This window comes from Halopseudomonas sp. L-58 (genome assembly GCF_056859475.1).
Genome location: NZ_JBSXON010000084.1, coordinates 25,277 through 51,067, shown reverse-complemented (window position 1 = coordinate 51,067; position 25,791 = coordinate 25,277). Strand labels below are relative to the sequence as shown.

Annotated in this window: 21 protein-coding genes; 8 read left to right on the top strand and 13 right to left on the bottom strand. The window is 54.3% G+C overall.

Features of this window, described 5'->3' with window-relative positions:
* Positions 1–133 precede the first annotated feature (133 nt).
* A complete protein-coding gene (locus AC13EY_RS16520) occupies positions 134–1,783 on the bottom strand; it encodes a methyl-accepting chemotaxis protein (protein ID WP_482876315.1) in 1,650 nt (549 codons plus the stop codon).
* Positions 1,784–1,953: 170 nt separating this feature from the next.
* Between AC13EY_RS16520 and AC13EY_RS16515 the strand changes: the two genes are divergently transcribed.
* The 4 genes from AC13EY_RS16515 (at position 1,954) to AC13EY_RS16500 (ending at position 6,216) form a co-directional block, all read left to right on the top strand.
* A complete protein-coding gene (locus tag AC13EY_RS16515) occupies positions 1,954–3,225 on the top strand; it encodes an MFS transporter (protein WP_228247545.1) in 1,272 nt (423 codons plus the stop codon).
* A gap of 27 nt (positions 3,226–3,252) precedes the next feature.
* Positions 3,253–3,573, top strand: a complete 321-nt coding sequence (locus tag AC13EY_RS16510; protein WP_228247544.1) for a 2Fe-2S iron-sulfur cluster-binding protein — start codon at positions 3,253–3,255, stop codon at positions 3,571–3,573.
* A gap of 15 nt (positions 3,574–3,588) precedes the next feature.
* The gene (locus AC13EY_RS16505) at positions 3,589–4,824 is read left to right on the top strand and encodes an NAD(P)/FAD-dependent oxidoreductase (protein ID WP_096006163.1); all 1,236 of its coding nucleotides are present in this window, start codon (positions 3,589–3,591) and stop codon (positions 4,822–4,824) included.
* Positions 4,825–4,986: 162 nt separating this feature from the next.
* Positions 4,987–6,216 carry a multidrug effflux MFS transporter gene (locus tag AC13EY_RS16500; RefSeq protein WP_347427828.1) on the top strand — a complete coding sequence of 410 codons (1,230 nt, stop codon included), beginning with the start codon at positions 4,987–4,989 and terminating at the stop codon, positions 6,214–6,216.
* Positions 6,217–6,295: 79 nt separating this feature from the next.
* On the opposite strand, the gene AC13EY_RS16495 is transcribed toward AC13EY_RS16500, so the two are convergent.
* The 4 genes from AC13EY_RS16495 to AC13EY_RS16480 all read right to left on the bottom strand — a co-directional run bounded on the left by AC13EY_RS16495 (position 6,296) and on the right by AC13EY_RS16480 (position 10,699).
* The gene (locus AC13EY_RS16495; protein WP_096006165.1) at positions 6,296–6,649 is read right to left on the bottom strand and encodes a hypothetical protein; all 354 of its coding nucleotides are present in this window, start codon (positions 6,647–6,649) and stop codon (positions 6,296–6,298) included.
* Between the two features lie 49 nt (positions 6,650–6,698).
* Complete coding sequence (locus AC13EY_RS16490; RefSeq protein ID WP_228247473.1) at positions 6,699–7,730, bottom strand: hypothetical protein; 1,032 nt, start codon at positions 7,728–7,730, stop codon at positions 6,699–6,701.
* Positions 7,731–7,756: 26 nt separating this feature from the next.
* Positions 7,757–9,034 carry a cytochrome P450 gene (locus tag AC13EY_RS16485; protein WP_096006167.1) on the bottom strand — a complete coding sequence of 426 codons (1,278 nt, stop codon included), beginning with the start codon at positions 9,032–9,034 and terminating at the stop codon, positions 7,757–7,759.
* A gap of 75 nt (positions 9,035–9,109) precedes the next feature.
* Entirely contained in the window at positions 9,110–10,699 is a 1,590-nt protein-coding gene (locus AC13EY_RS16480; protein WP_096006168.1) for a phytoene desaturase family protein, read from the bottom strand.
* 636 nt (positions 10,700–11,335) lie between these two features.
* Between AC13EY_RS16480 and AC13EY_RS16475 the strand changes: the two genes are divergently transcribed.
* From AC13EY_RS16475 to AC13EY_RS16465, 3 genes are read left to right on the top strand one after another with little or no spacing between them, the layout of a single operon-like run.
* Positions 11,336–12,694, top strand: a complete 1,359-nt coding sequence (locus tag AC13EY_RS16475; protein WP_096006169.1) for a DUF1329 domain-containing protein — start codon at positions 11,336–11,338, stop codon at positions 12,692–12,694.
* A gap of 59 nt (positions 12,695–12,753) precedes the next feature.
* Positions 12,754–13,719, top strand: coding sequence for an alpha/beta hydrolase (locus AC13EY_RS16470; RefSeq protein ID WP_228247470.1), 966 nt, complete (start codon positions 12,754–12,756; stop codon positions 13,717–13,719).
* A gap of 44 nt (positions 13,720–13,763) precedes the next feature.
* A complete protein-coding gene (locus AC13EY_RS16465) occupies positions 13,764–14,168 on the top strand; it encodes a VOC family protein (RefSeq protein ID WP_096006171.1) in 405 nt (134 codons plus the stop codon).
* 4 nt (positions 14,169–14,172) lie between these two features.
* Here AC13EY_RS16465 and AC13EY_RS16460 read toward each other — a convergent pair whose 3' ends face one another.
* Entirely contained in the window at positions 14,173–14,952 is a 780-nt protein-coding gene (locus AC13EY_RS16460; RefSeq protein WP_096006172.1) for an SDR family oxidoreductase, read from the bottom strand.
* 114 nt (positions 14,953–15,066) lie between these two features.
* On the opposite strand from AC13EY_RS16460, the gene AC13EY_RS16455 reads away from it, so the two are divergent.
* Positions 15,067–15,726: a TetR/AcrR family transcriptional regulator gene (locus AC13EY_RS16455; RefSeq protein ID WP_096006173.1), complete on the top strand. Its 660-nt coding sequence runs from the start codon at positions 15,067–15,069 to the stop codon at positions 15,724–15,726.
* Between the two features lie 19 nt (positions 15,727–15,745).
* On the opposite strand, the gene AC13EY_RS16450 is transcribed toward AC13EY_RS16455, so the two are convergent.
* The 7 genes from AC13EY_RS16450 to AC13EY_RS16420 all read right to left on the bottom strand — a co-directional run bounded on the left by AC13EY_RS16450 (position 15,746) and on the right by AC13EY_RS16420 (position 25,468).
* The gene (locus AC13EY_RS16450) at positions 15,746–16,576 is read right to left on the bottom strand and encodes an SDR family NAD(P)-dependent oxidoreductase (RefSeq protein ID WP_096006174.1); all 831 of its coding nucleotides are present in this window, start codon (positions 16,574–16,576) and stop codon (positions 15,746–15,748) included.
* Between the two features lie 28 nt (positions 16,577–16,604).
* The gene (locus tag AC13EY_RS16445; protein WP_096006175.1) at positions 16,605–17,420 is read right to left on the bottom strand and encodes an enoyl-CoA hydratase/isomerase family protein; all 816 of its coding nucleotides are present in this window, start codon (positions 17,418–17,420) and stop codon (positions 16,605–16,607) included.
* A 1-nt stretch (position 17,421) separates the two neighbouring features.
* Positions 17,422–18,387: a VOC family protein gene (locus AC13EY_RS16440; RefSeq protein ID WP_092287629.1), complete on the bottom strand. Its 966-nt coding sequence runs from the start codon at positions 18,385–18,387 to the stop codon at positions 17,422–17,424.
* Positions 18,388–18,476: 89 nt separating this feature from the next.
* Entirely contained in the window at positions 18,477–20,996 is a 2,520-nt protein-coding gene (locus AC13EY_RS16435) for an efflux RND transporter permease subunit (RefSeq protein WP_096006176.1), read from the bottom strand.
* Positions 20,997–21,117: 121 nt separating this feature from the next.
* Positions 21,118–22,278 (bottom strand): WD40/YVTN/BNR-like repeat-containing protein, encoded by a 1,161-nt coding sequence (locus tag AC13EY_RS16430; RefSeq protein ID WP_228247469.1) that lies wholly within the window; start codon positions 22,276–22,278, stop codon positions 21,118–21,120.
* A gap of 112 nt (positions 22,279–22,390) precedes the next feature.
* Positions 22,391–23,755 (bottom strand): DUF1329 domain-containing protein, encoded by a 1,365-nt coding sequence (locus AC13EY_RS16425; RefSeq protein WP_096006177.1) that lies wholly within the window; start codon positions 23,753–23,755, stop codon positions 22,391–22,393.
* Positions 23,756–23,803: 48 nt separating this feature from the next.
* Positions 23,804–25,468: a DUF1302 domain-containing protein gene (locus AC13EY_RS16420; RefSeq protein WP_096006178.1), complete on the bottom strand. Its 1,665-nt coding sequence runs from the start codon at positions 25,466–25,468 to the stop codon at positions 23,804–23,806.
* Positions 25,469–25,791: the final 323 nt, after the last annotated feature.

Here is a 25,791-nt window from a genome sequence, read left to right as displayed (position 1 = left end):
CAAAATAATTAAAATTAATCCTTTATTTTCAGATAGATACAGTCAACCCCGTTGAATAGCCGAACCATGAAATTAATGTGCAACTTTTACCGCGCACTCACTACCCAGACCAAACAACTGGTTTTTTCGGCCTTCAGGTTCTGAAGTGCCTCACTGATAGAGCAAGTTCTTCTGCGATCACACGCAGCGAAGCAACAGAAGCGGAGACCTGGTGCGAAATCTGGTCCCCCTCCTCAGCCATCTTCGCGATACGCTCAATACCCAGGGAAATGTCCTTGCTACCCTCATTCTGGACCTGCACCGCAGCGGCAATCTCACTGACGCCGGTGCTCGAGGCACCCACCAGTCGCGTGGCTTCCAGCAGCACCTTTTCCAGCTCTTCTAGTAACTCCTGACTGCTATCAAGGGCAGAAGCACCCTCGCCCAGAACCACACTAACGCTGGCAGACTGCCCTTCCAGTGCCCCCGTCAGCTCATTAATCGAGTTGGCCGCGACCGCAGAGCGCTGGGCTAGATTCCTTACTTCATCGGCCACCACGCTGAATCCACGACCGCTCTCCCCTGCACGCGCCGCCTCTATCGCCGCATTGAGCGCCAGCAAATTCGTTTGTGCCGAAAGCTCCTTGACCCGGTTGATACTGTCAGTAATGGCGGTGGTGCTGGCGACAAAGTCCCCTACCGAGGCCGTAATCGCATGGAATGCTTGCCTGACTCGCAGAATCTCATCAAGCAACCGATTGAGTGCGGACCGCCCCTCTTCCGCACCTTTCAAACTATCCGCTGCTGAATTGCGCAAACCTTCCGCGTGGGAGGAAATAGATTCGATGCCCTGGCTCATCTGCTCGACGGTGGAGGATGCTTGAACGGCGGCACTGGCCTGTTCATTCGCACCAACGGCGACATGGTTGGAAGTAACCACCAACTCCTCTGCCGAGGCTCTCACAGAGTCGGCAACACGCTTAACCTGCTCTACAGCCGTCTGCAAACTGGTAATCAGCGCATTGAAAGCCACCGCTGTCTGTGCGATTTCATCACGTCCTATCACTTCCACTCTATGAGTCAGATCGCCATCCTTGAGCTTCACCGCCGCTCGCTCTATGGCTTTGATCGAGCGCAGCAGCTGATAGCGCATCAACAACCCAACCAGCAGAGCCAAGACAATGGCAATAACAACGGCGATCGCAAGCGCCCTGGTCACCGATGCAGCTGTCATGTTTGCTGTAGCAAAAGCCTGCGCAGACAACTCTTCCTGGAGTACAAGCATGCGAGAAAGCAGGCCTTGCAGACGGGTATAATCCGCACGCACATAACCCAACAATGAGGGCGCCTGGTAAGGTGACGTCAACGCCGCTTCAGCCAGATCGTCGACTCCTTGCGCAAAGACCTTGGCCTGCTCTCCCATGGTTTGGTAAAGCGTCTGCTCTTCTTCACTAAAAGCCGCACTGTCAGCCATGCCACGCTCGATTCCAGTACTCATGTCATGAACACTGGCTCGCATATCCTCTACATAAAACTGCATTTCCTCCTGCGACGCGCCGCCTTCGGTCTGGATCAACTGAACCACCGCCGCGTAGGAACCCACCATAGCCGCCTGAGAAGCCGCCGCGATTTCTAGTGCGCGCTGGTACTGGTGGAAGCGAACCTCTTCGACCTCACGCAGCACTCCCTGCTGACGGGCGACACCGTCGTACGCAATCGCAGAGACAGCAATGAGTAAAACCACAATGAGGGCAGGAGCAAAAAGGAGCTTGGCACCCATGGAAAAGCTACTGAGCCATCGCATACAACGTTTTCCTTTAGTCACTTATTGTTTTTGTGTTCAAATCTTACAATGATCGGATAGACACAGCAGACTAGATCAAATATTCTGACATCAGCAACACATTCTTTATGCAGAACAGAAACTCAGAATTTTCTTAAGCAGCACTCATAAAAACAATGAAAGGCCGTCCCATGCATGCACCCAACAGCGAAGCAGCGATTGATCTAGCGGAGTTCCGCAGCGGATGGCGAGTCTTGATTCTTTCGTTAATCGGCATCGCCATCAGTATCAATGCGTCTCTTCTATACGGCTTCGGCACCCTGGTCATCCCTCTTCAAGAAGCCTTTGGCTGGGAGCGTGGAGCAATGCAAGCGGCTATTACGTTCTTGTTCGGCGGCGCGGTTATATCGCTGCAATTGGTCGGCTGGTTCAACCTCCGTTTCGGCATGAAGCGCGTTACCATTATCTCGCTTGTAGCCATTGCTTTCGGGTACCTGGCGACCACACAGATCGGCGGCTCTGTTTGGACTCTCTATCTAGCCTTCGCACTACTCCCCTTGTTGGGCATGGGCTGTCTCGCGGTCACCTGGACCCAGCTCTTGAACATGTGGTTCGACAAGAATCGCGGCCTCGCGCTCGCCATCGGACTTTCAGGTACCGGCCTCACTGCTGCTGTGGTTCCACCTTTAATGTCCTGGGGTATTGGCTTATGGGACTGGCGCGCAGCCTTCGTCATTCTCGCCCTGCTGAACTTGGCGGTGCTGTTACCGATAACGCTTTTTTGGTTTTCTCTGCCGCAAGGCTTGAAGGTAAGCGCAGAAGAAAAGGCGGGCCGTCTGGATACGAATCAATTGCCGGGCCTGACATTTGCTGAAGGTTTAGCATCTAGAAAGTTCTGGATCTGCAATCTCGCGTTGAGCCTAGTTATATCTGCCATCGTCGGATTGGTTACCAGCACTGTTCCCATGCTTCGTGACAAGGGTATTTCGGCAGAGAACGCCGGCCTGATATTTGGCTGCTTTGGCGTATCACTGACGGCCGGCCGGATACTTATCGGGTATCTGCTGGACCGTGTATGGCCGCCGCTGGTATCCGCCATCAGCCTATCCATGCCAGCCGTTGGCTGCCTACTGTTTCTCGGCGAAAGCAATGACTTTTGGCTGATGGCATTTGCCGCTGTACTAGTGGGTTTCGGTGCAGGTGCCGAGTTTGATATCGCCGCATTTCTAGTCGCCCGTTATTTCGGCATGAAGGAGTACGGGCGCCTGTTTGGCGTTCATCAAGGGCTGAATACCGTCGCCGCAGCACTAGCGCCCTTGCTATTTGCAGCATTCCTGAGCGCAACAGGCTCCTACTCATCGATGCTGATTTACAGCGTAGCTTGTACTGTCCTCGGCCCCTTATTAATTCTCACACTGGGTCGCGCACCCAACTTCAGGACTACCGGGGCTTTTTCCCGATAACTGCAAAAAAATAACAGGAGAGCACTCATGCCCACCATCACGCTCATTGAACACAATGGTACAGAGCATCAAGTAAACGCTGAGATAGGACAGTCTGTTATGCAGGCGGCGCTGGCTGCCATGGTTCCCGGTATTCAAGGCGACTGCGGCGGTGCCTGCAGTTGCGCTACTTGCCATGCGTTTGTGGATGATGCTTGGCTATCGGGCATGCCAGAGCTACAGGAGTCAGAGTCGGACATGCTTGAGTACGCAAGCGAGCGTAAGGCAAATAGCCGACTCACCTGCCAACTGACGGTGAGCGCCAATATGGAAGGGATGATCCTGCGGCTCCCAGAATCTCAATACTGAGCAGCGAGAGCAAACATGTCGATTTCTTCAGTAGTGATTGTCGGCGCAGGCCAGGCCGGCTTTCAGGTCGCAGCTTCTCTGCGACAAGGCGGGTACACCGGAGCCATCACTCTTATAGGCGATGAACCCGGCCTGCCTTACCAGCGCCCGCCACTATCAAAAGCCTACCTGCTGGGCAAGATAAAGGCGGACAATCTGGCATTTCGCCCGGCCACCTTTTTCAGCGAGCAGAATATCGAGCTGTTGCATACGCGTGCGGTCGAGATAGACCGCCAGAACCAAAATGTGGTGCTGGCCAATGGCAACAGCGTTGATTACGATCATTTGATTCTTGCCACGGGCGGTCACAACAGGTTGTTATCCATCCCCGGGGATGATGTTGAGGGGGTGTATGGAATAAAAACCCTGGCTGATGCCGATGCGCTCTCCCCCCGAATGAGCGCGGCGAGTAACGTAGTTGTAGTGGGCTGCGGATTTATCGGACTGGAGTTTGCCGCTGTCGCTGCGGCATTGGGAAAATCAGTCCAACTGGTTGACCGCGGAGACCGCCTCATGGCGCGCGCAATCTCCCATGAAATGTCGGCATTGTTCCTCAATGCGCACCAAAGCTGGGGGGTAAAATTTCACTTCAATCAAGGCGTCAGCCGAATAACCCATGCCAACGGAAAAGTAACCGGCGTGGTGAAGGAGAACGGCGAAGAGTTGCCGGCTGACCTTGTGGTGTATGGCATCGGCATCATCCCGAACATCACCTTGGCAGCCGAGGCTGGCCTTGAGATTGACAATGGTATTAAGGTCGATGCCAACCTCTTAACCAACGATCCCCATATTTCCGCTATTGGCGATGTGGCATGCTTCCCGTGCATACACAACAACGGCGAACACACCCGCATAGAATCCGTGCCCAACGCTATGGATCAGGCCCGGAGCGTTGCAGCAAGACTGCTCGGGAAACCGTCGCCGTTCATCGCCACGCCTTGGTTCTGGACCGATCAGGGGAATCTCAAGCTGCAGATCGTTGGTTTGTCTACCGGCTTCGACACCACCGTCACGTTAGGCGACCCGAGTTCGCAACAGTTTTCCGTGCTCTGCTTCCGCAAGGATCACCTGATTGCGGTTGAGTCCTGCAACCGGCCAAGTGATCACATGGCCGGGAAGAAACTGCTTTCTCGTCCAGCCGAACTCACCATCAGTGAGGCCAGCACCCCGGGCTTCGATCTCAAAGCCTGGGAAATAGCACACCGTACATAACAAGTTGATCGTGTAGCCCCCGATAGTCTGCTGGGCTTGAGGGGGCTTTTTTAACGTCCCCCACCAGCTGTCTCGCTAGCAAAAAACAATACCCACTCTTGAAACCGACACGGCGCCTGACTGAACGCCGCTTGCACGTGTCATTCGATAGGACTCTCCGCTATGACGCTTCCTGAGAAGGTACCGCTGCTCCCCGGCTGGCTATTTTTACTCGCCATGCTGACGGCCCTTTCGCCGCTCTCCGTCGACCTTTACTTGCCAGCCTTCCCGGTAATTGCGAGCCAACTGCAAGTCAGCTCGTCGGAGGTGCAAATCACCTTGGCCGTATTTCTTCTGGGAATGGCATTTGGGCAGTTGCTCTACGGCCCGCTCAGCGACCTCTACGGCCGCAAGCCACCGCTCTATGCAGGGTTAACCTTATTCTTCATCGCATCAATTGGCTGTGCCTTCGCAGCGGATCTGACAACGCTGACCGCCGCACGCTTTTGCCAGGCGCTGGGCGGGGGAGCTGGCGTAGTCATCAGCAGGGCTGTCATCCGCGACCGAACCTCCAACGTACAGGCCGCGAGAGCCTTTTCGATGCTAATGTTGATGTTGGGCCTCGGGCCTATTCTGGCACCGCTTGCAGGCGGAGCTTTGCTGCAGGTAGTCGGCTGGCGCGGTATTTTCATGACGCTGGCTGCCTGTGGACTGGCGCTGCTGCTGGGTGTCCATTTTTGCATGCGGGAAACCTCACCGAGTCTCGGCAACGGCAGCAAGCCGAAACTACGTTCCGCATTCAATCAATACCTGAGCCTGGCCTGTGACTGGAAGTTTATGCGGTTTGTCCTGGTAGGTGCGTTACCTTTTGGCGGGATGTTCGCGTATGTATCCGGATCCCCCAAGATCATCATCGACCTCTATGGTATCCAACCTAACCACTTTGGCTGGTTCTTCGGCCTCAACGCTTTTGGCATGATTGTTGGCTCACAACTGAACGCGAAACTGGTCGCTCGCTACGGCCCTGCCACTTTGCTCAAATATGTGCTTCTTGCGCCAGCAATCGCAACCCTAATGGCGACGCTGTCCACTTGGGCAGGCACTATCAACCTGTCGCAGCTTATGCTGTGCTTTTTTATCTACATGACCTCCATGGGCCTGTTGACACCCAACGCGGTAGCCTTGGCAATGGCAAGTCAGGGCCACCGCGCCGGCTCTGCCTCATCAGTCATTGGGTTCATACAGTTCTTGTTCGGCACTTTGGCCGTGGGCATCGTCAGCCTGTGGATGAGCCCAAGTGCATTGCCGGTTATCACTGTAATGCTTGGCCTCAGCGCCGCCAGTTTGCTATTGCATCGTATCAGCCAGCCAAACGCGCCCGGTCAAATCACCGAGCAATTTGGCAAAAGTTGAAGCCTCGCCAAAGCGTGAGTATGGCCCACAAAAAACCGCTGCCAGGGCAGCGGTTTTTTGCGGCTCAGTAGAGCAGGCACTATTGTTTTATAAAATAACGCACGCTCACTGTATCTTCCTCGAACCGGTACAGCTCAATCGTCTCAATTGAGCCACTGCCGTCCCGCATCACATTACGATGGTGACAGGCGGCTTCATTCGAGCCGAGAATACTCACCTCTACCTCCACCGAAAAGCGGCTATTTTGCTGGTCCCACATAGCTTCAAGTACAGGCCAGCCATCCGCCGCCGGGCGCCCGACGTACTCAATGCTCAAGCCCTTTGGGGCAACCTGCCGATAATGCTCGAAGAAGCCTTCACGGTTACCTGAATTCCAACAGGCGATTTGGCCGTGTAAAAAGGCGTCTATGTCTTTTTGGTTTAAGCCTGGCATCACATTCCGCTCCTGTTTTTGCCCTCGAACAGTCGGGCGATTGAGACTGTCATAGATCCGCACCGCGCACGTTACGCGCTGAGCCATTACGGCGATCGGACTCTCCCCACGCCAGCCAGTGGTCTGGTTCGCGTGTATCCCCTACTCTGCGCCAGCGACCTTCCTGCTGGGCTGTAATCGGAAAGCCGCCAACAAAGTCCGCCATTTCACCCTTTTCGTCCGGCAGAAACTCCCACTCTTCGCTGCCGTCCAAAACAATTCGCGCATTGTCCAGGAAGTAACTACCGTCCTTATGCACTGCCAAGCCCTCGATATCGGTGGTAGTACGCACCTCGCCTTTTTCATTGTTTAAGATGGCGTAACCAAGGTTGTCATGGCCGACCATGAAAGATCCCGAGTCGAATGTACCGTCCTTGTATACCGTGGCAAAAGACCACCAGATGACGTGCATTTTGTTGTTTACCACCAAGTCTTTCTTGAAATGTATGGCTCCACCTTCTGCCATATACACTTGGTCCAGTGCCATCAGGCCTTTCACTTTCCGCCCTTCGCACACGCCGGAAAGGCTCCACAGTTGCGAGACATAAAACGTGCCCCACTCAACACCAGGCAAATACCATTGCATACCGCAGCCAACCGGCTTCCCCTGCAGCTCATACAGCCCCTCTTCCACCCACTTGATATGCTCAGCAGAGGCTTCCAGTAACCAGGGGTTGCCCTCTTCTCCGGGTAGGCTGGTCCAGCGCACCGTATCCCCATCCAGTGTCTGCGTTGGCATTGGCGTCAACGCCTGCTTTGCCATTCGCTCGGTATCCATACGAATATGCTGGCCGTCAATCCGCGTAGACTGATAAAAAAACCGCGTCGGGTTGGGCGTACCTGTAGGGGCCATTACCGAGCGAACAAATGAGTAGATGTGCCCTTCATCATCACGTACAGAGCCAAAAGGCATGCTCTTGCTCAGCAACAGGCCGAAGAATGAGCGCGTTTCATTCAACGCCGGCCCAGTGGTTTTGCATGGGCCAACTAGCTGCTGGTAAACAAAGTCGCCACGCTCGGGGATGTTTTTGTAAGATTTCATACTGGTATTCCTCCGCTAAGGTTGCATCAATCCCAAATCACATGAATGGATTTCGCACCTCGCAGTTGAGCCCCTGCGATGACAGGCGCAGGCATACTTGGGTCCAATCGGATGTTTGGAAACAGATCCAGAATTGCGTTGATCGCGCAATTGATTTCGACCTTGGCAACAAACTGACCGATGCACATGTGCGCCCCCCAGCCGAAGCCGAAGGAAGGCTTCACCTTTCGATCAATATCAAACTGATCTGCGTTGTCGAAGACATCTTCGTCTCGGTTGGCGGATATCACCATGCACTGAACCAAGCCCCCCTTGGGAACCAGAACGCCACCCACCTCGACGTCTCTCGAAGCCTGACGAACCTTGAAAGTTGCTACAGGCTCATAACGCACAGTTTCGTCGATCAACTTGCCAATCAAACCCCGATCTCTTTTCACTCGTTCCAGCAGCTCTGGCCGCTCAAGCAACAGTGTCATGATCGAACTGAAGGTGCGTGTGGTTGTTTCTCCAGCGGCGGGTAACAAAGAGCGCACGAAGGTAGTTACCTCATGGTTATCCAGCGCACGGCCTTCATATTCAGCGTTGATCATTCGACTGATCAAGTCATCGCCCTTTGCGCCAGCAGCCCGTTTTGTCACCACAATTTCCATTATCGCGTCATACAGGTTCTTAACCGCTTTACCGGCAAAGGCACCATAGATACGCGCTTTCTCCGGATCGATCTGGTTGGCGGCCACCAGCGCGAGAGCCCAAGTAGCGTATTGTTTGAATTTATCTGGGTCGTCGCTTGGAAAGCCCATCAGCGCGTACATCTCACGGATGGGGAAATACAACCCGAAATCCATCAGGTTGGCTTTCTTGTCTGCCTGCATTGGCTGCAGAAACTCTTCCCGAATCACCCTGTCGATTTCCGGTCGCCACTTGTTGACCGTTTCCGGCATGAACACTGGCTGCAACAGGGCACGTGTACGACGATGCTGTTCACCGTCCATGGCTAACACAATCAAACCGTCGAAGAACGCGCCCAGCCCTTCGGCAATAAAACCGTTGGTGAAGGTTTCTGCGTCGCGCAGCACCGCCATCACGTCTTTGTGCTTGAACAGCGTGACAACGCATTTGGCCGCCTTGGCACCAGCATTGGTTGGCACACCCAGGTAACTATCTACGAAGTCGCCACGCATAACTGGGTCGTTAATCCGCTTATCCCTGCACAGCCCGTGGATATCGACTGCTGAGCCAAGATAGGTATCTGAAACCGCGTGATAAGCCTGCTCGATATCAAGCTCGTTCATTTCCGCTGACATTAGTGGTTCTCCCTGTGACCTTCAGGTCTTTTGTTATAGTCACGCTTGTAATCGCGGGTAAGCGATACAGCCGACTTAGGAATTATTCGACAAAAACTTGGACGCCCGCTTGGCTGCAAGCTTGCCGGCCATACCATTGACTCCTCCGCCCGGGTGGCTGCCTGCGCTACCCAGATACAGCCCGGAAACCGGGAGAGTATCGCCACCCAGCCCATAGGCTGGCCGCATAGTGCTCGAACGCATGGTGGTGGTGTCGATATGGACTACACAGCCATTCACTGTATTTAGCCGTTCTGTGAAGTCCGGTGCTGCCTCGATACGGCGGCCAATGACATGACCATCGATGCCATCCACGTAGTCAGCCAATTGGCGCAACACCTGGTCTGCCACAGTCTCCCTTAGCGCATCCCAGCCTGCTCTGGGGTTGACAGGCATGACTGGCGGATAGACATATACGATGTCCTGGCCGGCGGGCGCTTGAGCCGGATCCGCCGCACTAGGGACCGCAAGCGTAATGTAGGGGTACCTGGGAACTTCGCCACGCTCACAGGCGGCGAAGCTTTCAAGTACTGCGTCTTCCGTACCGATCAACATGACCGTCTTGCGCAAATCAATTCCGTCGCCGCGGATGGCCTCATAGCGTGGAACCGACAACAAACCGTCAAGCGCGACATCCACTTTCAGTGGGCCCGAGCCCTTCGCGTTGGCAGGAGCCATGGCTACCCGTGTGAGCAGGTGGGCAGGCATTTCGCCCGGGGTTACCATTTCCAGCGCTACCTTGGGGTGACAACCTGCTATCACCGCGGGCGCAGTGAAAGTGCGCCCATCAGCAAGCCGTACGCCTTCGATTTTGCCCTGCGAAGAGATGATTTCAGTCACAGTGGCAGACGTAATCACCTTGCCACCCAGCTCCTCGAGACGTGAGCACATTGCGTTACTCAATTGCTGCATACCGCCCCTGACCCGTCCCACGCCAAAGCGGTGCAGAAACCCAAGTAGCGCATAATAGATACCGCCGCCATCAGCCCGAATATCACCTGCCAGTCCCGTCAGCGCGCACATCGCGGAAACGGTCACCGGGTGCTCGAAACGTTCCTTGGCAGCCTGATGAGCGGACCCTGTCATCAGCGCCATGAGTTCAGGCTTAAGGCGCCGGTTCTTCAGCGCCACGCCTAGAACTTTAAGCTTACTTGTCAAGTTGAACCGCGCGGGATCTACCCGCATCATAGGCAGGGCTATATCCATGAACATGTCGATAACATCCATGAACTCAAGAAATGCAGCAGCATCCTTGTGGCTAAACCGCCGAATTTCATCTGCTGTTTTTTGCCGATCTCGCCAAAAGATCAACGAGCTTCCATCGGGGTGTAAATAGACATAACCCGGCGACAACTCGATAGAGTCAAAGCCGTGGTCGGCCAAGCCTAGCTCCTCCGGTACATGGGAGTGCACGCGCATCGACATCATGTCGAGCGCACAAGGATGCACCAGATGCTCCGGCGCCTCAGGGATGAGATAGCCGGACGACGCCATCCCACCCACCTTGTCCAACGCCTCGAGAACAAGAACACGCTTGCCCTCAAGGCCAAGATAGCAACCCGCTGAAAGGCCATTGCTTCCCCCGCCCACGACAATCACGTCGAAATCGGTATTTTTGTTATTCATCAAAGTATCTCCCTACTGGGCTGACTCAGGTTTTCCTCTACCAAACACCTGCCGACAGAGTCCTTGCTACGCCCAATAAACAATGCGTCCGATACCCACTGGCATCACCACGCATGAACATTCGCCGTCCGCTGTATACGGCAATCGGGAACGTAACAAGAAAGAACCGGAGGCGCTGGCTATCCGTTTTACCGGGCGTAAAACGGATAACCAGCGCCCTGACGTGCGAGCAAAGAGCAAAACAACCCTTCCTCTCGCTTCAAGCATCCCGACAGAATAATTCCAATTGTAGAATTTCAATCTGCATATGGAATTATTTTCAATGCTCTGCTAGGGTCTTAGGCAGGCAATCAGATTCGGCTGTACAGCCCATCCAGACTGGGCTGGGAGCACGATGAAAGCCTTTGAAAAATAAAAATAAAAGGACATAAAGTGAAAGCATCTCTGGTTTACATCCAGGGTGAAGCCGGTTCCGGTCAGCTCTGCCTACCGGAAGGCGTTCCTGCGCAGGGAAATCGGGATGCACGTCCCGCACCTTCATTGTTCTACTACCTAACCTCGAACTCGTTGCCTGGCAGCAGTGCCGGACAGCGATTTTTCGCGCTCTCTTTATAAAAACAAAAACGGAGAAAGATCATGAAACTGAAAATTGCTATTGGCTTGCTAGTTGGCGGCCTGTCCGCCACATCTCTGGCCGCAGTGAGCCCGGATGAAGCCAGCGCTATCGGCGATACCCTCACACCATTGGGCGCTATTCAGGCCGCGAACGCCGATGGCAGCATTCCGGCCTATGAGGGGGGTCTGCGAACCGCTCCCCCGGGATTCGAGCCAGGTACTGGGTTTTGGAAAGACCCCTATGCTGCGGACAAACCCCTGTATCGGATAACTGCGGCCAATCTAAGCGAGCACGAGCACCTGCTTAGCGCGGGGCAGATAGAGGTATTGAAGCGCAACCCTGATTACTACATGGACATTTACCCCAGCCACAGATCTGCTGCCTACCCGCAGGAAGTGCTGGACGCAACGGTGCGTAACGCAACTACCTGCCACACCCTGAAGGACGGCTTGGCGATTGAGCCAAATTGTCGTGGCGGCTTACCCTTTCCGATCCCCCAAACAGGCAATGAAGTAATCTGGAACCTGCTCGTGCGTTATAACGACGGCAAGTTTGGTACCACTACCTCTTCGTCCAACACCTGGGTCGTTGATAGAAACGGGTCAGTAACCCAGTCTGCCAACCAAGCTACGTTCGTTGAGCGCCCTTACTACCAGACAGATGTACCAGGCCGACCGGAGGATCTTTTTTACCGGGTTTACTCGTTGACCAAGCAACCCGCACGCAAAGCTGGAGAGCTCACTGGCCTGATGGACTTTATCGATCCGACCGACAAGCCGCGCCGTGCCTGGAGCTATACCCCTGGACAGCGGCGCATCAAACTCGCCCCCGAGTTCAATTATGACACTCCGGTGGGAAGCATGGGCGGCTTGGAGCTGTTCGACGAACTATTCATGTTCTCAGGCGTGCAGGATAGGTTTGATTTCAAGCTTGTTGGACGCAAAGAGATGCTGATTCCATACAACACTTACAAGTTCTACTTCGATTGTGAGGACCAGTTCCGCACCTCTCATGTAAACCCCGAATGCGAGCGCTGGGAGCTGCACCGTGTATGGGAGGTTGAAGCAACCTTGAAACCAGGTATGCGTCACGTTTACAGCAAGCGCACCTACTATCTCGATGAAGATACCTATGGTGCCGGCCTGTACGATGCCTGGGATCAGAACGGCCAGCTGTATCGCTCGATGATGCTTGGAGGTGTCCAATTCTATGACCACGACATCCCCTACATCGTGAAGCACTCCATGTACGACTTTAATAAAGGCATGTACGGCATCGTCAACGACGGGATGGATGGCGGCTATCAGGTTCTCACCGAAGCTCGCACTGAACGTGAGCTAAACCCCGAAGCCATCGTGATGCGCGAATCTCAACGCTAAAACCAACTCACCAATCCCCTTGAGCTTCGCGGCCAAGGGGAATTGCTAAGGCGTAACGGATGCGAACGATCAATCTATCCTGGGACGTAACTCACCTTACCCCCTTCATATCCAAAGTTGACCTATGCGGCTCTCTGTTCCTGCCGGACAAGTTTGGCGACAACGTACCAGCGTCACTGACCCTTGTTGTTTGCCTGCATGGCGGCAGCTGCTCACGCAGCTACTTCCATCCGCCATACCTTGACCCGAGTTACAGCTTTGCCGAGTTTATGACCGATAGAGGCTACCTGGTTCTAGCGCTCGACAATCTGGGCATGGGTGAAAGCAGCAGGCCTGAGCCCGAATCCAAGCTGACATTGAATGTGATAGCAGAGGCCAATCACCTTGCCACTCAACAGTGTGTTCAAGCCTTAATGTCGAACCAGTGGGGCACGTTGGCAGAATCAACAAGCCTGACAGTCGCCGGCTTGGGCCACTCCATGGGCGGTATGCTGGTCACCTATCAGCAAGCTCATTACAAGAGCTTTGATCGCCTTATCGTCGCAGGCTGGAGCAACCTGCCTCTGGAACTGGCCGGTGCCAAAGTAGAAGCGATGAAGGCGGCACTACCCCCCAGCGGCTACATACCCACGGATCGATCGCAGATGCGCGCTCTTTTCCACCTGCCGGATGTTGCTGAAGCCGTAATAACTGCCGATAACCAGCACTCGAGCCTGACGCCCGTCACTCTGGCCACCGCAGCACTCACTCCAAACGTGGTTGTCACCAGTGCCGCCAACATTTTCTGTCCGGTATTGCTGGCATACGGTGAAGTTGATGTCAGTCCTGCACCAGAGAAGGAACCTGAGTTTTTTTCCAATGCGTGCGACAAGACACTCTTATGTGTTGCCGGGAATGCTCACTTGCACAACTTTGCAAACGCACGGTCTGATATCTGGGAAGGGATCGCCGAATGGACTAAAACAGGCCAGCTTCCCCTGTCTTTAAGCTCCAAAATAAACTCCAGATCCAGCGATAAAGTCTAGGGCTTTGACTCCTCCACCTGCAGAACACAGAGAGAGCTTCTGGCATGATCACCAGCATGGATCATTTCACGATCGTAACCGATCAGCTTGAGTTAACGCGTCGTTTTTATACTGACCTGCTTGGACTCCGGGTAGGGCAACGACCGGATTTCCCGGTCCCCGGGATTTGGCTATATTTAAAGGATGAGCCGGTGCTGCATGTTATCGAAGTTAAAGAAATGCCCGTTCCACGCCGTGGCGTTCTAGATCACATGGCTTTTTCCGCCAATGATTTGATCAGGACCTTGGGGGCTCTGCAAAAGCACCAAGTAACCTTTCGCATCATACGTAGCCCCGACACCCTTACATGGCAGGTTTTCTTTTACGACCCGAATGGAGTAGAAGTCGAGTTGGACTTTGCACCGCACGAAGCCCCCCCTGCTAACTGGAAGACGCTGTCGTCTCGATGACCTATCAGATCAGCCCCGAATAGGCGCCACCATCTAGTTGTAGGTTCTGTCCTGTTATATAGCCTGCCTGCTGCGAGCAAAGAAAAATGCAGGCCGCGGCAAGCTCTTCGGGCCGACCAAAACGACCAGCAGGAATGGGGCAAAGCATCTCCTCACGTGCCTGCGCCAAACTAATCCCCTTGTGCTTCGCCAATTTGTCTGTCATGTAGCGCAGGCGGTCTGTCTCAATCCTTTCCGGCAGCAGGTTGTTGATCGTCACATTGTCCCGGATTACCTCCGCAGAGAGCGCCTTGGAGAACGCGGTAAGCCCGGCACGGGCAGCCGTTGACAGTCCCATGGCCAAGCGCGGAGTCTTCACCATTGCGGAGGTGATATTGACAATCCGACCAAACTTGCGCGTGCGCATGCCCGGAACAACGTCTTGAATAAGCGACACCGCAGACAACATGTTTGCTTCGAGGGCGGCATGCCAGCGCGCGTTGTCCCAATCAGCCATGTCGCCCGGTGGGGGACCACCATTGTTGGTCACCAGGATATCCGCACTGGCCAGCGGTTCAGCGAGTTTTTCTCGACCCTCTTCGGTGGCAATGTCAGCCACCACCTGCAACGGCCTTACGCCTGTGATCTGCGCAATTTGCCTGGCAGCGCACGCTAGGGATGCCTCATCACGACCATTGATCACTATGGCGCAACCTTCGAGTGCGAGCGCCTGTGCACAGGCAAAACCAAGCCCGCGGGAGGAAGCGCAAATTAGCGCTTTGCGCCCTTGAAGCCCTGTTTCCATAACTATACTCCCGTTGCTTTTCTCGACTAGCAAAGCGCTTGATTTCAGGGTGCCCAGTGCGCGTGCAATGCTTTATCCTGATTACCCAAAAGCGTCATGTATCAAGAGTGTGACATGCCTACTGATGACCTCCAGTCTTTCTCGGCTCGCGCCGAACCCAGCAAGCGAGATACCCTTGAGCGCCTGCTTTCAGCGGCCAAGAAGATCTTTGCCCAAAAAGGTCTGGCCGGGGCGCGAATGGAGGATATAGCGCGGCAGGCAGGAGTAACCAAGCAACTGGTTTACCATTACTACGGCTCCAAGGAATCCCTGTTTACAACAGTGCTGGATGACTCGTCACGGCAAATAATGGATGAGCTCGTCGCACTGAATGTAGAAAACCTGCCGCCACAACAGGCCCTCTTGACACTGCTCGACTGTACCTTCGAGCAGTACATGAACGACCCACTACTTGGCTCATTGGCGCTTGAAGGTATCCGCTATCATGAGTCAGCTCACGACGATCAGGTCAACAGTTTCTCCGGTCAATCGCCGGCGCTAAAAGCCAAGTTTGCCTCGCTACTGCAGCGTGGGATATCCGACGGAATTTTCCGTGCGGATGTAGATGCCCGTTTTCTGCTAGCCACATCAGCGCTATTGATGTCTGGCGGCTTTACCAACCATTACACCCTCTCGGTTCTGGTGGGTTTCGATACCAGGTCCACAGAGGGTATGAAAATTTGGCGAGAGCATGCGGCGAATTTCATTCTCGCCGCAATTATCAAACCTTGCTAAAACAAACCCTTTACAAGGTTTACATGCCCTTACGGTCGGACTGACTGAAGAACGCCTGCATCGCCACCAGCGAAGGCGTATGGCTTGAAAAGCCGCCATCAGCGACTAACGTTGTGCCCGTAACAAAAGACGATTCATCACTGGCAAGAAAGGCAACCACGTCGGCAATTTGTCTTGGCGTGCCGAGTTCAGGAGTCATGTGATTATCCCGCAGAATATCCAGCAGCTCTTTCGGCATGGATGAATGTGCGTTTTCTGCCGGAGCGAGCCCAATCTGTACCGCGTTACCCCGAACCCCCTGCTTCCCATACTGCGCCGCGACCAGTTTCGGCATCATGTTCAACGCCGCCTTGGAACAGGCATAACCCGTTAGCGAAAGGTCACCCTGAGCGCCCAGACCAGAGGTCGCAAAAATCACCGAGCCCTTTCCCTGTTTCACCATCACTGGTACGACGTGCTTGGTACATAGCACCGAACCGCGCAGGTTGACAGCAATGGCACGGTCCCACGCAGCAATGTCCAGGTTGCAGATGTCTCGATCATTCTGACGCTGGGCGACGTCAAGCACTGCAGCATTGTTGTGCAGTACATCGATACGGCCGAATCGCTCCATGACCGCACTGACCATCGCCTCAACACTTTCCTCGGATGAGACATCGGTCGCGACGCTCATCGCCGAGCCGCCTGACGCCTCAATCTCCGTTGCCACGCGCGCGGCAGCAGCTTCATTGATATCCACAATAGCCAGACTGGCACCATGCGCCGCCAGCACTCGCGCACATTCCGCGCCCAGACCACCGCCAGCACCGGTGACTATCGCTACGCGCCCATCAAGTTTTCCCGTCGTCATCTTGTAACTCCGTACGTTAAGGTCAGTATCACTCACCGGTAAAAACAGGCTGACGCCGCTCGCCAAATGCAAGCGCAGCCTCCTTGGCGTCTTTTGTGGTCGCCAACAAAGAAAACAGGTCGCGCTCCAGGCTCAGCCCGGCACCAAGCTCCATTTCCAGGGATGCGCGAGCAGCACGCTTGACAAAGGCCGATGCCATTGGCGGCTTTGCGGCGATCTTGTGCGCTAGTGCACTCACCTCATCAAGCAAGCTGTCGCTGCTCAAGGAGACTCTGGATACCAACCCGATACTCAAGGCCTTTGCGGCGTCCAGGCGGTCGCCAGTCAAAAGCATGTCCATTGCATGGCCTGGTGAAACAACCCGGCTAAGCCGCTGTGTTCCCCCACCACCTGGAATCAGACCGAGGCCCGTTTCGGGCAACGCGAGGATGGCGTCGGGTGCAGCAACGCGGATATCCGCAGCCAAGGCGAACTCCAAACCGCCGCCCATACAGTAACCGTGAATGGCCACTACCACCGGTTTGCTGACTCGATCGAGATAGTCTATCCAGCTCGATAACTCAATGCGTTTGCGCACATCAAGCGATGTCTCAACGCCGCGCTTCTCTTTGATGTCCGCTCCAGCGCAAAAACCCCGTTCACCTTCACCGCGAATGGCGATAGCACGCACCGCGCAGTCGCCTTCCAGCAAAGCCAGCGCGGCAGGTACTCCCTGACGGATATCATCATTAATCGCATTGATCTGGCCAGGCCTGGTCAGGACGACCCAGCCAACCGCACCATCACGAACAATCTTGACTGCGCCATTGATCGCGACCGCCGTGGCTTCTACGTCAACACTCATATCAGCACTCCTCAAACTCAAACAGCTGACCATTTAGATCGTTTGGATCGACGCGAATGAGTGCCTTGCCGGCTACAGCGTCGCTGGCCTCAATCCAGGTGAACTTGGTACCGCGAGCTCGCAGATCCTCTGCCTTAGCTGCTAGATCGTTGACTGCAATACGAATGTAGTAAGGTCCTGGCCCCCAGCTGTTCAGGTACAAGCCTGCTTCACTGTCCCACCGGGTTGCCTCGATCAAGTCTAAAGTGGCGCTATTGGGCAGGGTAAAGCCCATTCGAGCGCGACGGTAACCCTCGCTCTGAATGGTCTCGACAGGGCCACTCGGCTCCCAATCAAGATTTGTTGAGACACGGCGCAGCGTCTCGTTCAGATCGCGTACCAAGTACCCTCTTGCTGAAACCCGAACCATGTCACCTGGCTTGACATCACGCGGTTGTACCGGCGGCTGTGCGAAAGTCTCTGGCGGCATTTGAAGCGGCTCCACCGGCATTATCTCGATACACAACCCGCCATCTACTATAGGATCATAAATGGGCTTTTCCGGGGTCGCTCCCAACCATAGCCGGTCAAAGGGCATGTCAGGCGTGCGCTGAGCCATGCGAAATGGCAAACCTCGACGCATGAGCTTGCTGACCAGCGCATCAAACTTGTCACCATGCAAAGCAAGCACGATAGAGTGCGTCAGCATCGGTCTATGTTTGCCTTGAAACGCTTTCAGACTTTCCAGGAAATCATGAAACATCGGATCGCCTGGGTTCGGGCGATCAAGATGCCATTGCGGCTCAACCCGCGTCGGGGACACAGCAAGAGACTTGTGCACCCGGAGAAAATGAGCAATGTATGGGTGATCATCAAAAGCCTGGCGCCAGCGCTCGTGTTTATATATGCCCAACTTGTCGACCAGCAACTCGGTCATACCATCGGGGTCCGGCACCATCATGTCGGCACTCATCAAAAGCTCAAACATAGTCTTCTCCGTCTGTCGTTCTTGCCAGCCGAAACAACGGCGGCCATTCAATTCAAGGCGGTGACCTCAAACGCCACCCAGCTGGTACTTCAAAAACTTGCTACCTCTTCGCGCTTGTCAGATGACGGGGCCGCATGGCGCACTTGCCCAGAGGATAGCGAGACGTTTGCCTCGTCTGAGCTATCGCCTTGGCCATCTGAGCTTTGCTTTGGGTTGAGCAGAAAGTGCGATAGGGCTGGAATCAAAATCAACGCACCGAGCATGTTCCAGAGGAACATAAAGGTCAGCAGGATGCCCATGTCAGCCTGAAACTTGATAGGGGACCAAGCCCAGGTTATTACGCCGGCGGCCATGGTCAGGCCAATAAGCGCAACTACACGCCCGGTAAAGTCGAGTGACCTGCGATAAGCTACCGCCAGGCTTTCACCACGCTCCTGTACAGCCACCTGCACACTCAATAAATAAAGCGCGTAATCCACCCCGACCCCAACACCAACGGCTATCACTGGCAGGGTCGCCACCTTCAGTCCAATACCAAGCACGACCATCAGCGCCTTGCAGATAATCGTCGTCATGATCAGGGGAATAAGTGCAACGATGGTGGCACGGATACTTCTGAAAGTGAGCAGGCAAAGCAGCGCAGTTGCTCCATATACCGCGAAGTACATGGTGATAATACCCTTCTCTACTTCGATGTTGGTTGCCGCCTCGATACCCGCATTGCCGGCTGCAAGCAAGAACTCTACCGGACGCTCGGCATCCGGCGCAGTGTTGTACTGTTCAGCAAAGTCTTCTACCACCCCCATCACACGGTTAAGCGTCTCGGCCTTGTGGTCTGCCAAGTAAGCTACCAACGGCGTTACTGAGCAGTTCTGATTGGTGATGCCAGGTGATGAAATCATGGCTGCATCGACCGAGGCATTGGTGATCGCCTGGTCACGACTGATGGTCAGCCACTTTGCGCTGCCTTCAGCCATGCCTGAGGACACAACACGAACAGTGTCTGCCAATGAACTTGTCGTCTGCACACCCTCGGTCTGTCTAAGCTTCCATGCCAACTGATCCATAGTCTGCAACGGCCGGTAAAAGCGGCAGCCGTCCACGCCAGTTTTCATGATCACCGCAAACTGATCACTGGAAAGTCCATAGTGAGAGGTTATATAGGCATTGTCTTGGTTATAGCGCGAGTTCGGGCGCAACTCCGGTGCGCCCGGGTCGAGATCCCCAATCTGTAAATCCATCATCAAGACTGTGCTGATTGCCGTGACGAGAACAGAAGCACTGATTGCCATCAGAGCCCATTTTCGCTCGGTAAAGTAATCCAGCCTTTGCCATACTCTGCCCAGCCAGTTCTTGTTGGCCTGTCCAGCCTGGTCTTTATCGATGGCAATTTGCGCCGCTTTCTTACTCACTCCAATGTAAGAGAGCGCAACCGGAATAAGAATAAGCTTGGTAAAGATCAGGACCGCGACACCAATACTGGTAGTCAACGCCAAGTCGCGGATTACCGGAATGTCGATAATTGCCAGTACTGCAAAACCAACAATATTGGTCAGCAACGCGGTGAGCCCGGTCAGAAAAAGACGTCGGAACGTGTAGCGCGCAGCGACATACTTGTGAGTGCCGCGGCCGATGTCCTGCAGGATGCCATTCATTTTTTGCGTGCCGTGCGATAGGCCAATCGCAAAAATCAGGAAGGGTACCAATATCGAGTAAGGGTCGAGTTCGTAACCGAGTATCTGCATTAGCCCCAAAAGCCAGATCACACCGGTTACCGCAATTCCCACCAGCAACAGCGTGCTGCGTAAGCAGTGGGTGTACAGGTAGACAAATATTGATGCGATCACCACCGATATGGCGAAGAACAGCATCACTACTTTCAAGCCATCGATCAGATCCCCAACAAGCTTGCTGAAGCCAACAATGTGGATGCCAATGGAGTCACTTTCGTAGGCACGGATTTTCTGTTCCAGCTGATCGGAAAAATCGCCGTAATGCAGCGGCTCCCCCGTTTGCGGATTGGTATCCTGCAGTGGCGCAACAATCATGCTGGACTGACCGTCGTTGGCAACCAGACTGCCGGATATAGCGGCGCGCGAAATATTCCGGCGCAGCGCCTGTATACTGCTTTCGCTGCCATCATAGTTCGCCGGCATCACGGCCCCGCCGCTGATGCCATCCTCAGTCACTTCCCGCCAGCGCACAATGGGCATCCAGAGCGACCTCATCCAGGAGCGGTCGACACCCGGTATCAAATACAGAGTGTCGTTCACTTGGCGAAGCACCTCTAGGTATTCAGGGTCGTAGATATCTCCGTTCTTGTTTTCAACGACAACGCGAATGCTATTGCCCAGCCCCGGCAGCTCGGTCTTGTGATCCAGATAATTTTGAATATAGGGATTGTTGACCGGAATCATCCGCTCAAAGCTGGCGTTCACCTCAATGCGAGATGCAAAAAAACCAAGCACCAGCGTAGCAGCCAGACAGCACAGAATAACCAGGACTCGGTGACTGAAAATTAAGCGCTCAAACAGACCGCCAGACTTCTTGTCGAAATCCTCAACATTTTGGACGACAGGCATCCCATTAGTATTATTCTGATTGACCATCTCTATCTCCGAGGATCGACGCGTAGCGACACGCTATGCATGCCCTTCCACCTCGCCAACCTGACTATTGCTATCCGGGTCAGCCACGCAAGCAGCTAACCAGCGTCGATCGCACGTTAAATTAAGGCTTGAGTTGCGTGGTACGCACGCCGGAAAACTGAGCCAGCAGCAACTGATCCGGCGAGTTAAGTAACGCAGCGGAGAAAACCGTGCCACGGTAATCACCAACCAGTTGCGTGAGCTCCAGTGACTTGGTGTCTATCTGCATGACTCCGCCCCGTTGACTGATCAGCAGGGCCCTGCCCTTGCTCAGAGGCAGGCTTTGCACAATGGAAGATTCCTGGCCAGTCTCCACCTTGGTCCAGGTTTCGCCCTGGTCCTTACTCGCGTAGAGGTTGCCCCGCAGCCCATAGACCAGAACCGCGTCAGCCGAAGCCTGAACGCCAAAAAAGGTCCCTGTATAAGGCGTAGGCGTTCTAATAAAGCGCTGTGCCTCATCGTCCAGACGCATTACCAGCCCCTGCTCACCACTGATAAAGGTTTCCGCGCCCGACATGCTCACGGAATATAGATGCATCCGCCGGTCGTTATCTGTCCGCTGTATCCAGGGCTCCCAGTGAAGACCGTTATCGATTGTACGAAGGATCATCCCGAAAGCGCCTACGACATAACCTTCACCTTGCGCATTAATGTAGGCATCCAGGAAAGGTGTAGCCATCACGTCGGGGTCGGACGAGGTACTCATCGCCAGCTCGAATTCACGTAGCATGCTTTCAGATTCGAACTCTTCCAGATCATTAGCACTGGAGTAGTAGTTTTTCAGCAGCGTCAGGAGACTACGGCCATCCAGCACTACGGACCAAGTTTGTCCGCCATCCTCTGTGGCCAGAAAAACCGAGTCATGGCCAACGATCCAGCCATGTTGGTCATCACGAAAGCGAACCTGCACAAGATCACTACCCACCGGGCTAACAACTTGCTGCCAGGATTTACCCTCATCATTGGACAGCATGATCAACCCGCGCAGTCCTACACCGACAAGCCGGCTACCCGCTCGGGCAACACTCAGCGTCGGTTGGGATTGTGGAATCAACTGTTTGGCACCGGCATTGCTGAGCGGATCAAACAACCCCGTCTTGTCCGACTCAACCGTCTCCGATTCCGCTGCCATCGCTGAGATGGCAACTGAATAGGATGCAATGGAGCCAACATAAAACAGGCACATCAGCAGCCGCGGCAACCTGCATGGCAGGCACCCTCTCATCAGGTCGATCAAAGTCATTGTTTTTATCCTCTACGCAGCTCGCTCAAAACGCCGAGTACTGCGATTACATCGCCTGTCACGGTCCAACACGCAAGCGCCACCCATCGTCGGTGGCGCCAAACTGGTGCAATTACCGGGTGGTCTCGCGTGCCACCACTGCTTCTGGGTTCAAATCACGTTCGGAGCGCGGTGCGTCCAGCACTTTGTAACCGCCGCTGAGCGCATCATTGATCAGCCCGTACATACCCTTGTTAAAGTCGTAGATAGAGTGTTTTACGATGTAGGGAATGTCATGGTCGTAAAACTGCACGCCGCCCAGCATCATCGAACGATAGAGTTGGCCGCTTTGATCCCAAGCATCGTAAAGCCCCGCACCAAAGGTATCCTCATCAAGATAATAGGTGCGTTTGCTGTAAACATGCCGACGGTCTTCCTTGAGGGTGGCCTCAACGACCCATACACGGTGCAGCTCCCAGCGCTCGCACTCGGGATTAACGTGGTTTTCCATCAGTTGAGTTTTAGGATCACAGTCGAAGTACAGCTCATAGCTGTTATACGGGATGTACATCTCTTTTTTGCCGACCAGCTTGAACTCGAAGCGGTCCTGCATACCTGAGAACATGAAAAGCTCATCGAACAATTCCAGACCGCCCATACTGGCAACTGGCGTGTCGTAGGCAAACTCAGGGGCCAACTTGACGCGGCGCTGACCAGGCGTGTAGCTCCAGGCGCGTCGGGGCTGCTGGGTAGGGTCAAGGTAGTCCATATACCCGGTAAGCTCGCCTGCTCGGCGCGCGGGTTCCTTGGTGACCGAGTAAACGCGGGAATACATTTGCGGATCGCGACCCTCTACATCATCCTGATAATAGGGACGTTCAACAAAAGTAGCCTGTTCTGATGCCTTGGTTACAGCCCCATTCGACGCCACCAACCAGCTGTTGGATGAACTGGTGGTAGTGCCGTATTTACCGTCGTTGTAACGAACCTGTTGGTTCCACATGACCTCATGGCCGGTCTTAGGGATCGGGAATGGAACGCCACCACGGCATTCAGGCGACAACGTCAGGCCGTTGTTCAGCGTTTCACAGGTAGTTGCATTACGGACTGTAGCATCCAGCACATCCTGTGGTAGCGCGGCGGTACGATGACTTGGAAAGATATCCAGATAGTAATCGGGGTTACGCTTCAACAGCTCCAACTGACCAGCACTCAGCTTATCTGCATGCTCCTGATAGTTGCTGCTGTCGATGCGGAACAGCGGCTCTTCATCCTTGTAGGGATTCACCCAGTAGCCGCTGCCGGGCTCAAAACCGGCAGGGGCGGTCCGGAGTCCCCCTTCATAGGGAGGGATAGTACCCGCCTCATTGCCGGCTTGTTCAGCTCCAAACAAGGTAAGTGCTTTACCGAGCTGGGCAGCCTCCTCGGAAGAAACTGCTGCTACCGCATTGGCTGAAATACCACTTAAAGCCAGGCTGAAAGCGAGTGCATATCTCATAACAATCTCCGTTCTTGTGTTTATTAACTGGGAGCCAGTACTGCTCTATTAAAACGATGTCTTATAGGTGAGCGACAACCAACCACGGTCGGTACCACCAACAGCACCGTTACCATTTACCATGGTCTGGCCGTTGACCGGGTTGATGGTGTTTTTCTCCTGGGCCATCGTATCTGCATAACGCAAGCTGAACTCGTGCTGTTGCTGGTAGGTCATCTTGGCGCCGACCGACCATGACACGGCACCCTCCGACCCACCGCCGGCGTTAGCCGCGTTACCAGAAATACCGTAGTTCACGGTTAAAGGCACAGACAGATCCCACGACGGCAAAATCGCCAGATACTGGGGGGTATAGTTCACTGCCGCCGCCAGGTAATTACGAGTAGAGCAGCCGTCGGACTTATCGCCCTCGCCACCGCTGCGCAGGTCTCTGCAGGCAGCGGTGCCTTCACCCTTATACAACTCTTCATGTTCGGTCACCTTATCCAGGTGGCTGTATACCAGCTCGGCAACCAGCGTCGAACTTTCGGCCAGCCAAAAGCGAGGCACACCGTAAACAGCGTTTACCAATGCATGGTAGGTGTTACCGCGAGGACCTTCATCATCCACGTTGCTGACGCCAGTGGCGTTAAGTGCGCCACCTTTGCGGTAAGACACCTCTGCGCCAATGGAGGCCGAGCCAACGTTACCCGCATAGCTCAAGCCAACCAACTTCACGCCTCGCGGATAAACCAACCGATACCGGCCGGTTGCCATATCGATTTGCGGCGACAGCCAAGCTTGATAGTCGTCGAATTCGCGGTAATAGGCACCCAGCGTGGCGCCTACGCTTTGCAGGTCATAGCGGGCCATCACACCCCAGTTAGCAGAGTCACGACCAAATTTGGAATCGGCGTGTTGTAGGTTGAACCCCGGCGCCGCAGGCAAACGGTCGGGCCCCTCGAAGAAGGGGTCAGCAGCACCAAAATAGGTACCACCATAGGGGAAGCGAGTGTGATCCCACTCATAGAAATACTGTGCAGAAACGGAGAGTGCATTGGTCAACTGCGCTTTGGCAGATACCTGACCAATCGGCAAAAAGACCTCCTTGGTCTCAATCCCTGGACTGGTTACCGCCTTAACCGCGTCGGTAGGAGCCTGCGAATAGGAAATCGCGTGAGCACCAAACAGCAGGCCCTCCCCCCAATACAGGGTGTGCCGACCGACCTTCACGTTCACCGGTACCTGCCCGACATCAAAGTTAGCCCACACGAAGGCATCGAGAATTTCGCCAGAAGGGCCATAGACGTAACGCTCTACTTCGGAGCTGTATTTATCATTGTTATAGCTGGTGGAATAACCAGGCACATTGCTATCGACCGAACGGTCACTGTAGGCATCGTCATACCAGCCGGCGGCACTGACCCTCGCACCAAAGTGCCACTTGTAGGCCAAGTCAACCTCTGTCAGCAGGTCAAGACGATTGGTGACGATATCCCCACGGTCAAATTTGCCATCAGACTCGTCGAAATTAGGGTTGTTCATGATCGCGCTGTCCTGGCTTTCCGCCCGGATGCCGAGGTTGTAGCGAACAGTGTTATCCCAACGCATCCGAATATCTGGGTTACCCAGATCTATCTGCATCGCAGAGGCGCTGCCACTGGCGATCAGAACGGCAATAGCCAAGGCGCTGCGCGCCGCATTCATGTGACCAGTATTGTCGATAGTGTTCATCATTATTCCTTTTGTTTTTATTTTCAGTGACTTATAGAAATCATCCGATTACTGGCCTGACGTAACACTCTGACAAAGCCGCCTAAAAACAGTGACATTCGCCTAGCGCCTCTAAACCAGCGTCTCGCCATCCTAGCGGAGCGCTCCAGATAATTCCATATCAAGATTTAAATTCTACATACAGATTTTAAATCCAGCGCGCTGTCACTTTGCTCAGAGCTGTTACCGGGCACCGCCGCGTGCCCGTCCTTTTGGTTGCGAACCGTATACAGCCAGAATTAAACATAATTTTATACTTTGTTCAATTTATGATTTACTTTTTG

Bases quoted from the DNA above. Each gene is read 5' to 3' on its own strand.
- AC13EY_RS16520 (WP_482876315.1), bottom strand. From the start codon at position 1,783: ATGCGATGGCTCAGTAGCTTTTCCATGGGTGCCAAGCTCCTTTTTGCT.
- AC13EY_RS16515 (WP_228247545.1), top strand. From the start codon at position 1,954: ATGCATGCACCCAACAGCGAAGCAGCGATTGATCTAGCGGAGTTCCGC.
- AC13EY_RS16510 (WP_228247544.1), top strand. From the start codon at position 3,253: ATGCCCACCATCACGCTCATTGAACACAATGGTACAGAGCATCAAGTA.
- AC13EY_RS16505 (WP_096006163.1), top strand. From the start codon at position 3,589: ATGTCGATTTCTTCAGTAGTGATTGTCGGCGCAGGCCAGGCCGGCTTT.
- AC13EY_RS16500 (WP_347427828.1), top strand. From the start codon at position 4,987: ATGACGCTTCCTGAGAAGGTACCGCTGCTCCCCGGCTGGCTATTTTTA.
- AC13EY_RS16495 (WP_096006165.1), bottom strand. From the start codon at position 6,649: ATGCCAGGCTTAAACCAAAAAGACATAGACGCCTTTTTACACGGCCAA.
- AC13EY_RS16490 (WP_228247473.1), bottom strand. From the start codon at position 7,730: ATGAAATCTTACAAAAACATCCCCGAGCGTGGCGACTTTGTTTACCAG.
- AC13EY_RS16485 (WP_096006167.1), bottom strand. From the start codon at position 9,034: ATGTCAGCGGAAATGAACGAGCTTGATATCGAGCAGGCTTATCACGCG.
- AC13EY_RS16480 (WP_096006168.1), bottom strand. From the start codon at position 10,699: ATGAATAACAAAAATACCGATTTCGACGTGATTGTCGTGGGCGGGGGA.
- AC13EY_RS16475 (WP_096006169.1), top strand. From the start codon at position 11,336: ATGAAACTGAAAATTGCTATTGGCTTGCTAGTTGGCGGCCTGTCCGCC.
- AC13EY_RS16470 (WP_228247470.1), top strand. From the start codon at position 12,754: ATGCGAACGATCAATCTATCCTGGGACGTAACTCACCTTACCCCCTTC.
- AC13EY_RS16465 (WP_096006171.1), top strand. From the start codon at position 13,764: ATGATCACCAGCATGGATCATTTCACGATCGTAACCGATCAGCTTGAG.
- AC13EY_RS16460 (WP_096006172.1), bottom strand. From the start codon at position 14,952: ATGGAAACAGGGCTTCAAGGGCGCAAAGCGCTAATTTGCGCTTCCTCC.
- AC13EY_RS16455 (WP_096006173.1), top strand. From the start codon at position 15,067: ATGCCTACTGATGACCTCCAGTCTTTCTCGGCTCGCGCCGAACCCAGC.
- AC13EY_RS16450 (WP_096006174.1), bottom strand. From the start codon at position 16,576: ATGACGACGGGAAAACTTGATGGGCGCGTAGCGATAGTCACCGGTGCT.
- AC13EY_RS16445 (WP_096006175.1), bottom strand. From the start codon at position 17,420: ATGAGTGTTGACGTAGAAGCCACGGCGGTCGCGATCAATGGCGCAGTC.
- AC13EY_RS16440 (WP_092287629.1), bottom strand. From the start codon at position 18,387: ATGTTTGAGCTTTTGATGAGTGCCGACATGATGGTGCCGGACCCCGAT.
- AC13EY_RS16435 (WP_096006176.1), bottom strand. From the start codon at position 20,996: ATGGTCAATCAGAATAATACTAATGGGATGCCTGTCGTCCAAAATGTT.
- AC13EY_RS16430 (WP_228247469.1), bottom strand. From the start codon at position 22,278: ATGACTTTGATCGACCTGATGAGAGGGTGCCTGCCATGCAGGTTGCCG.
- AC13EY_RS16425 (WP_096006177.1), bottom strand. From the start codon at position 23,755: ATGAGATATGCACTCGCTTTCAGCCTGGCTTTAAGTGGTATTTCAGCC.
- AC13EY_RS16420 (WP_096006178.1), bottom strand. From the start codon at position 25,468: ATGAACACTATCGACAATACTGGTCACATGAATGCGGCGCGCAGCGCC.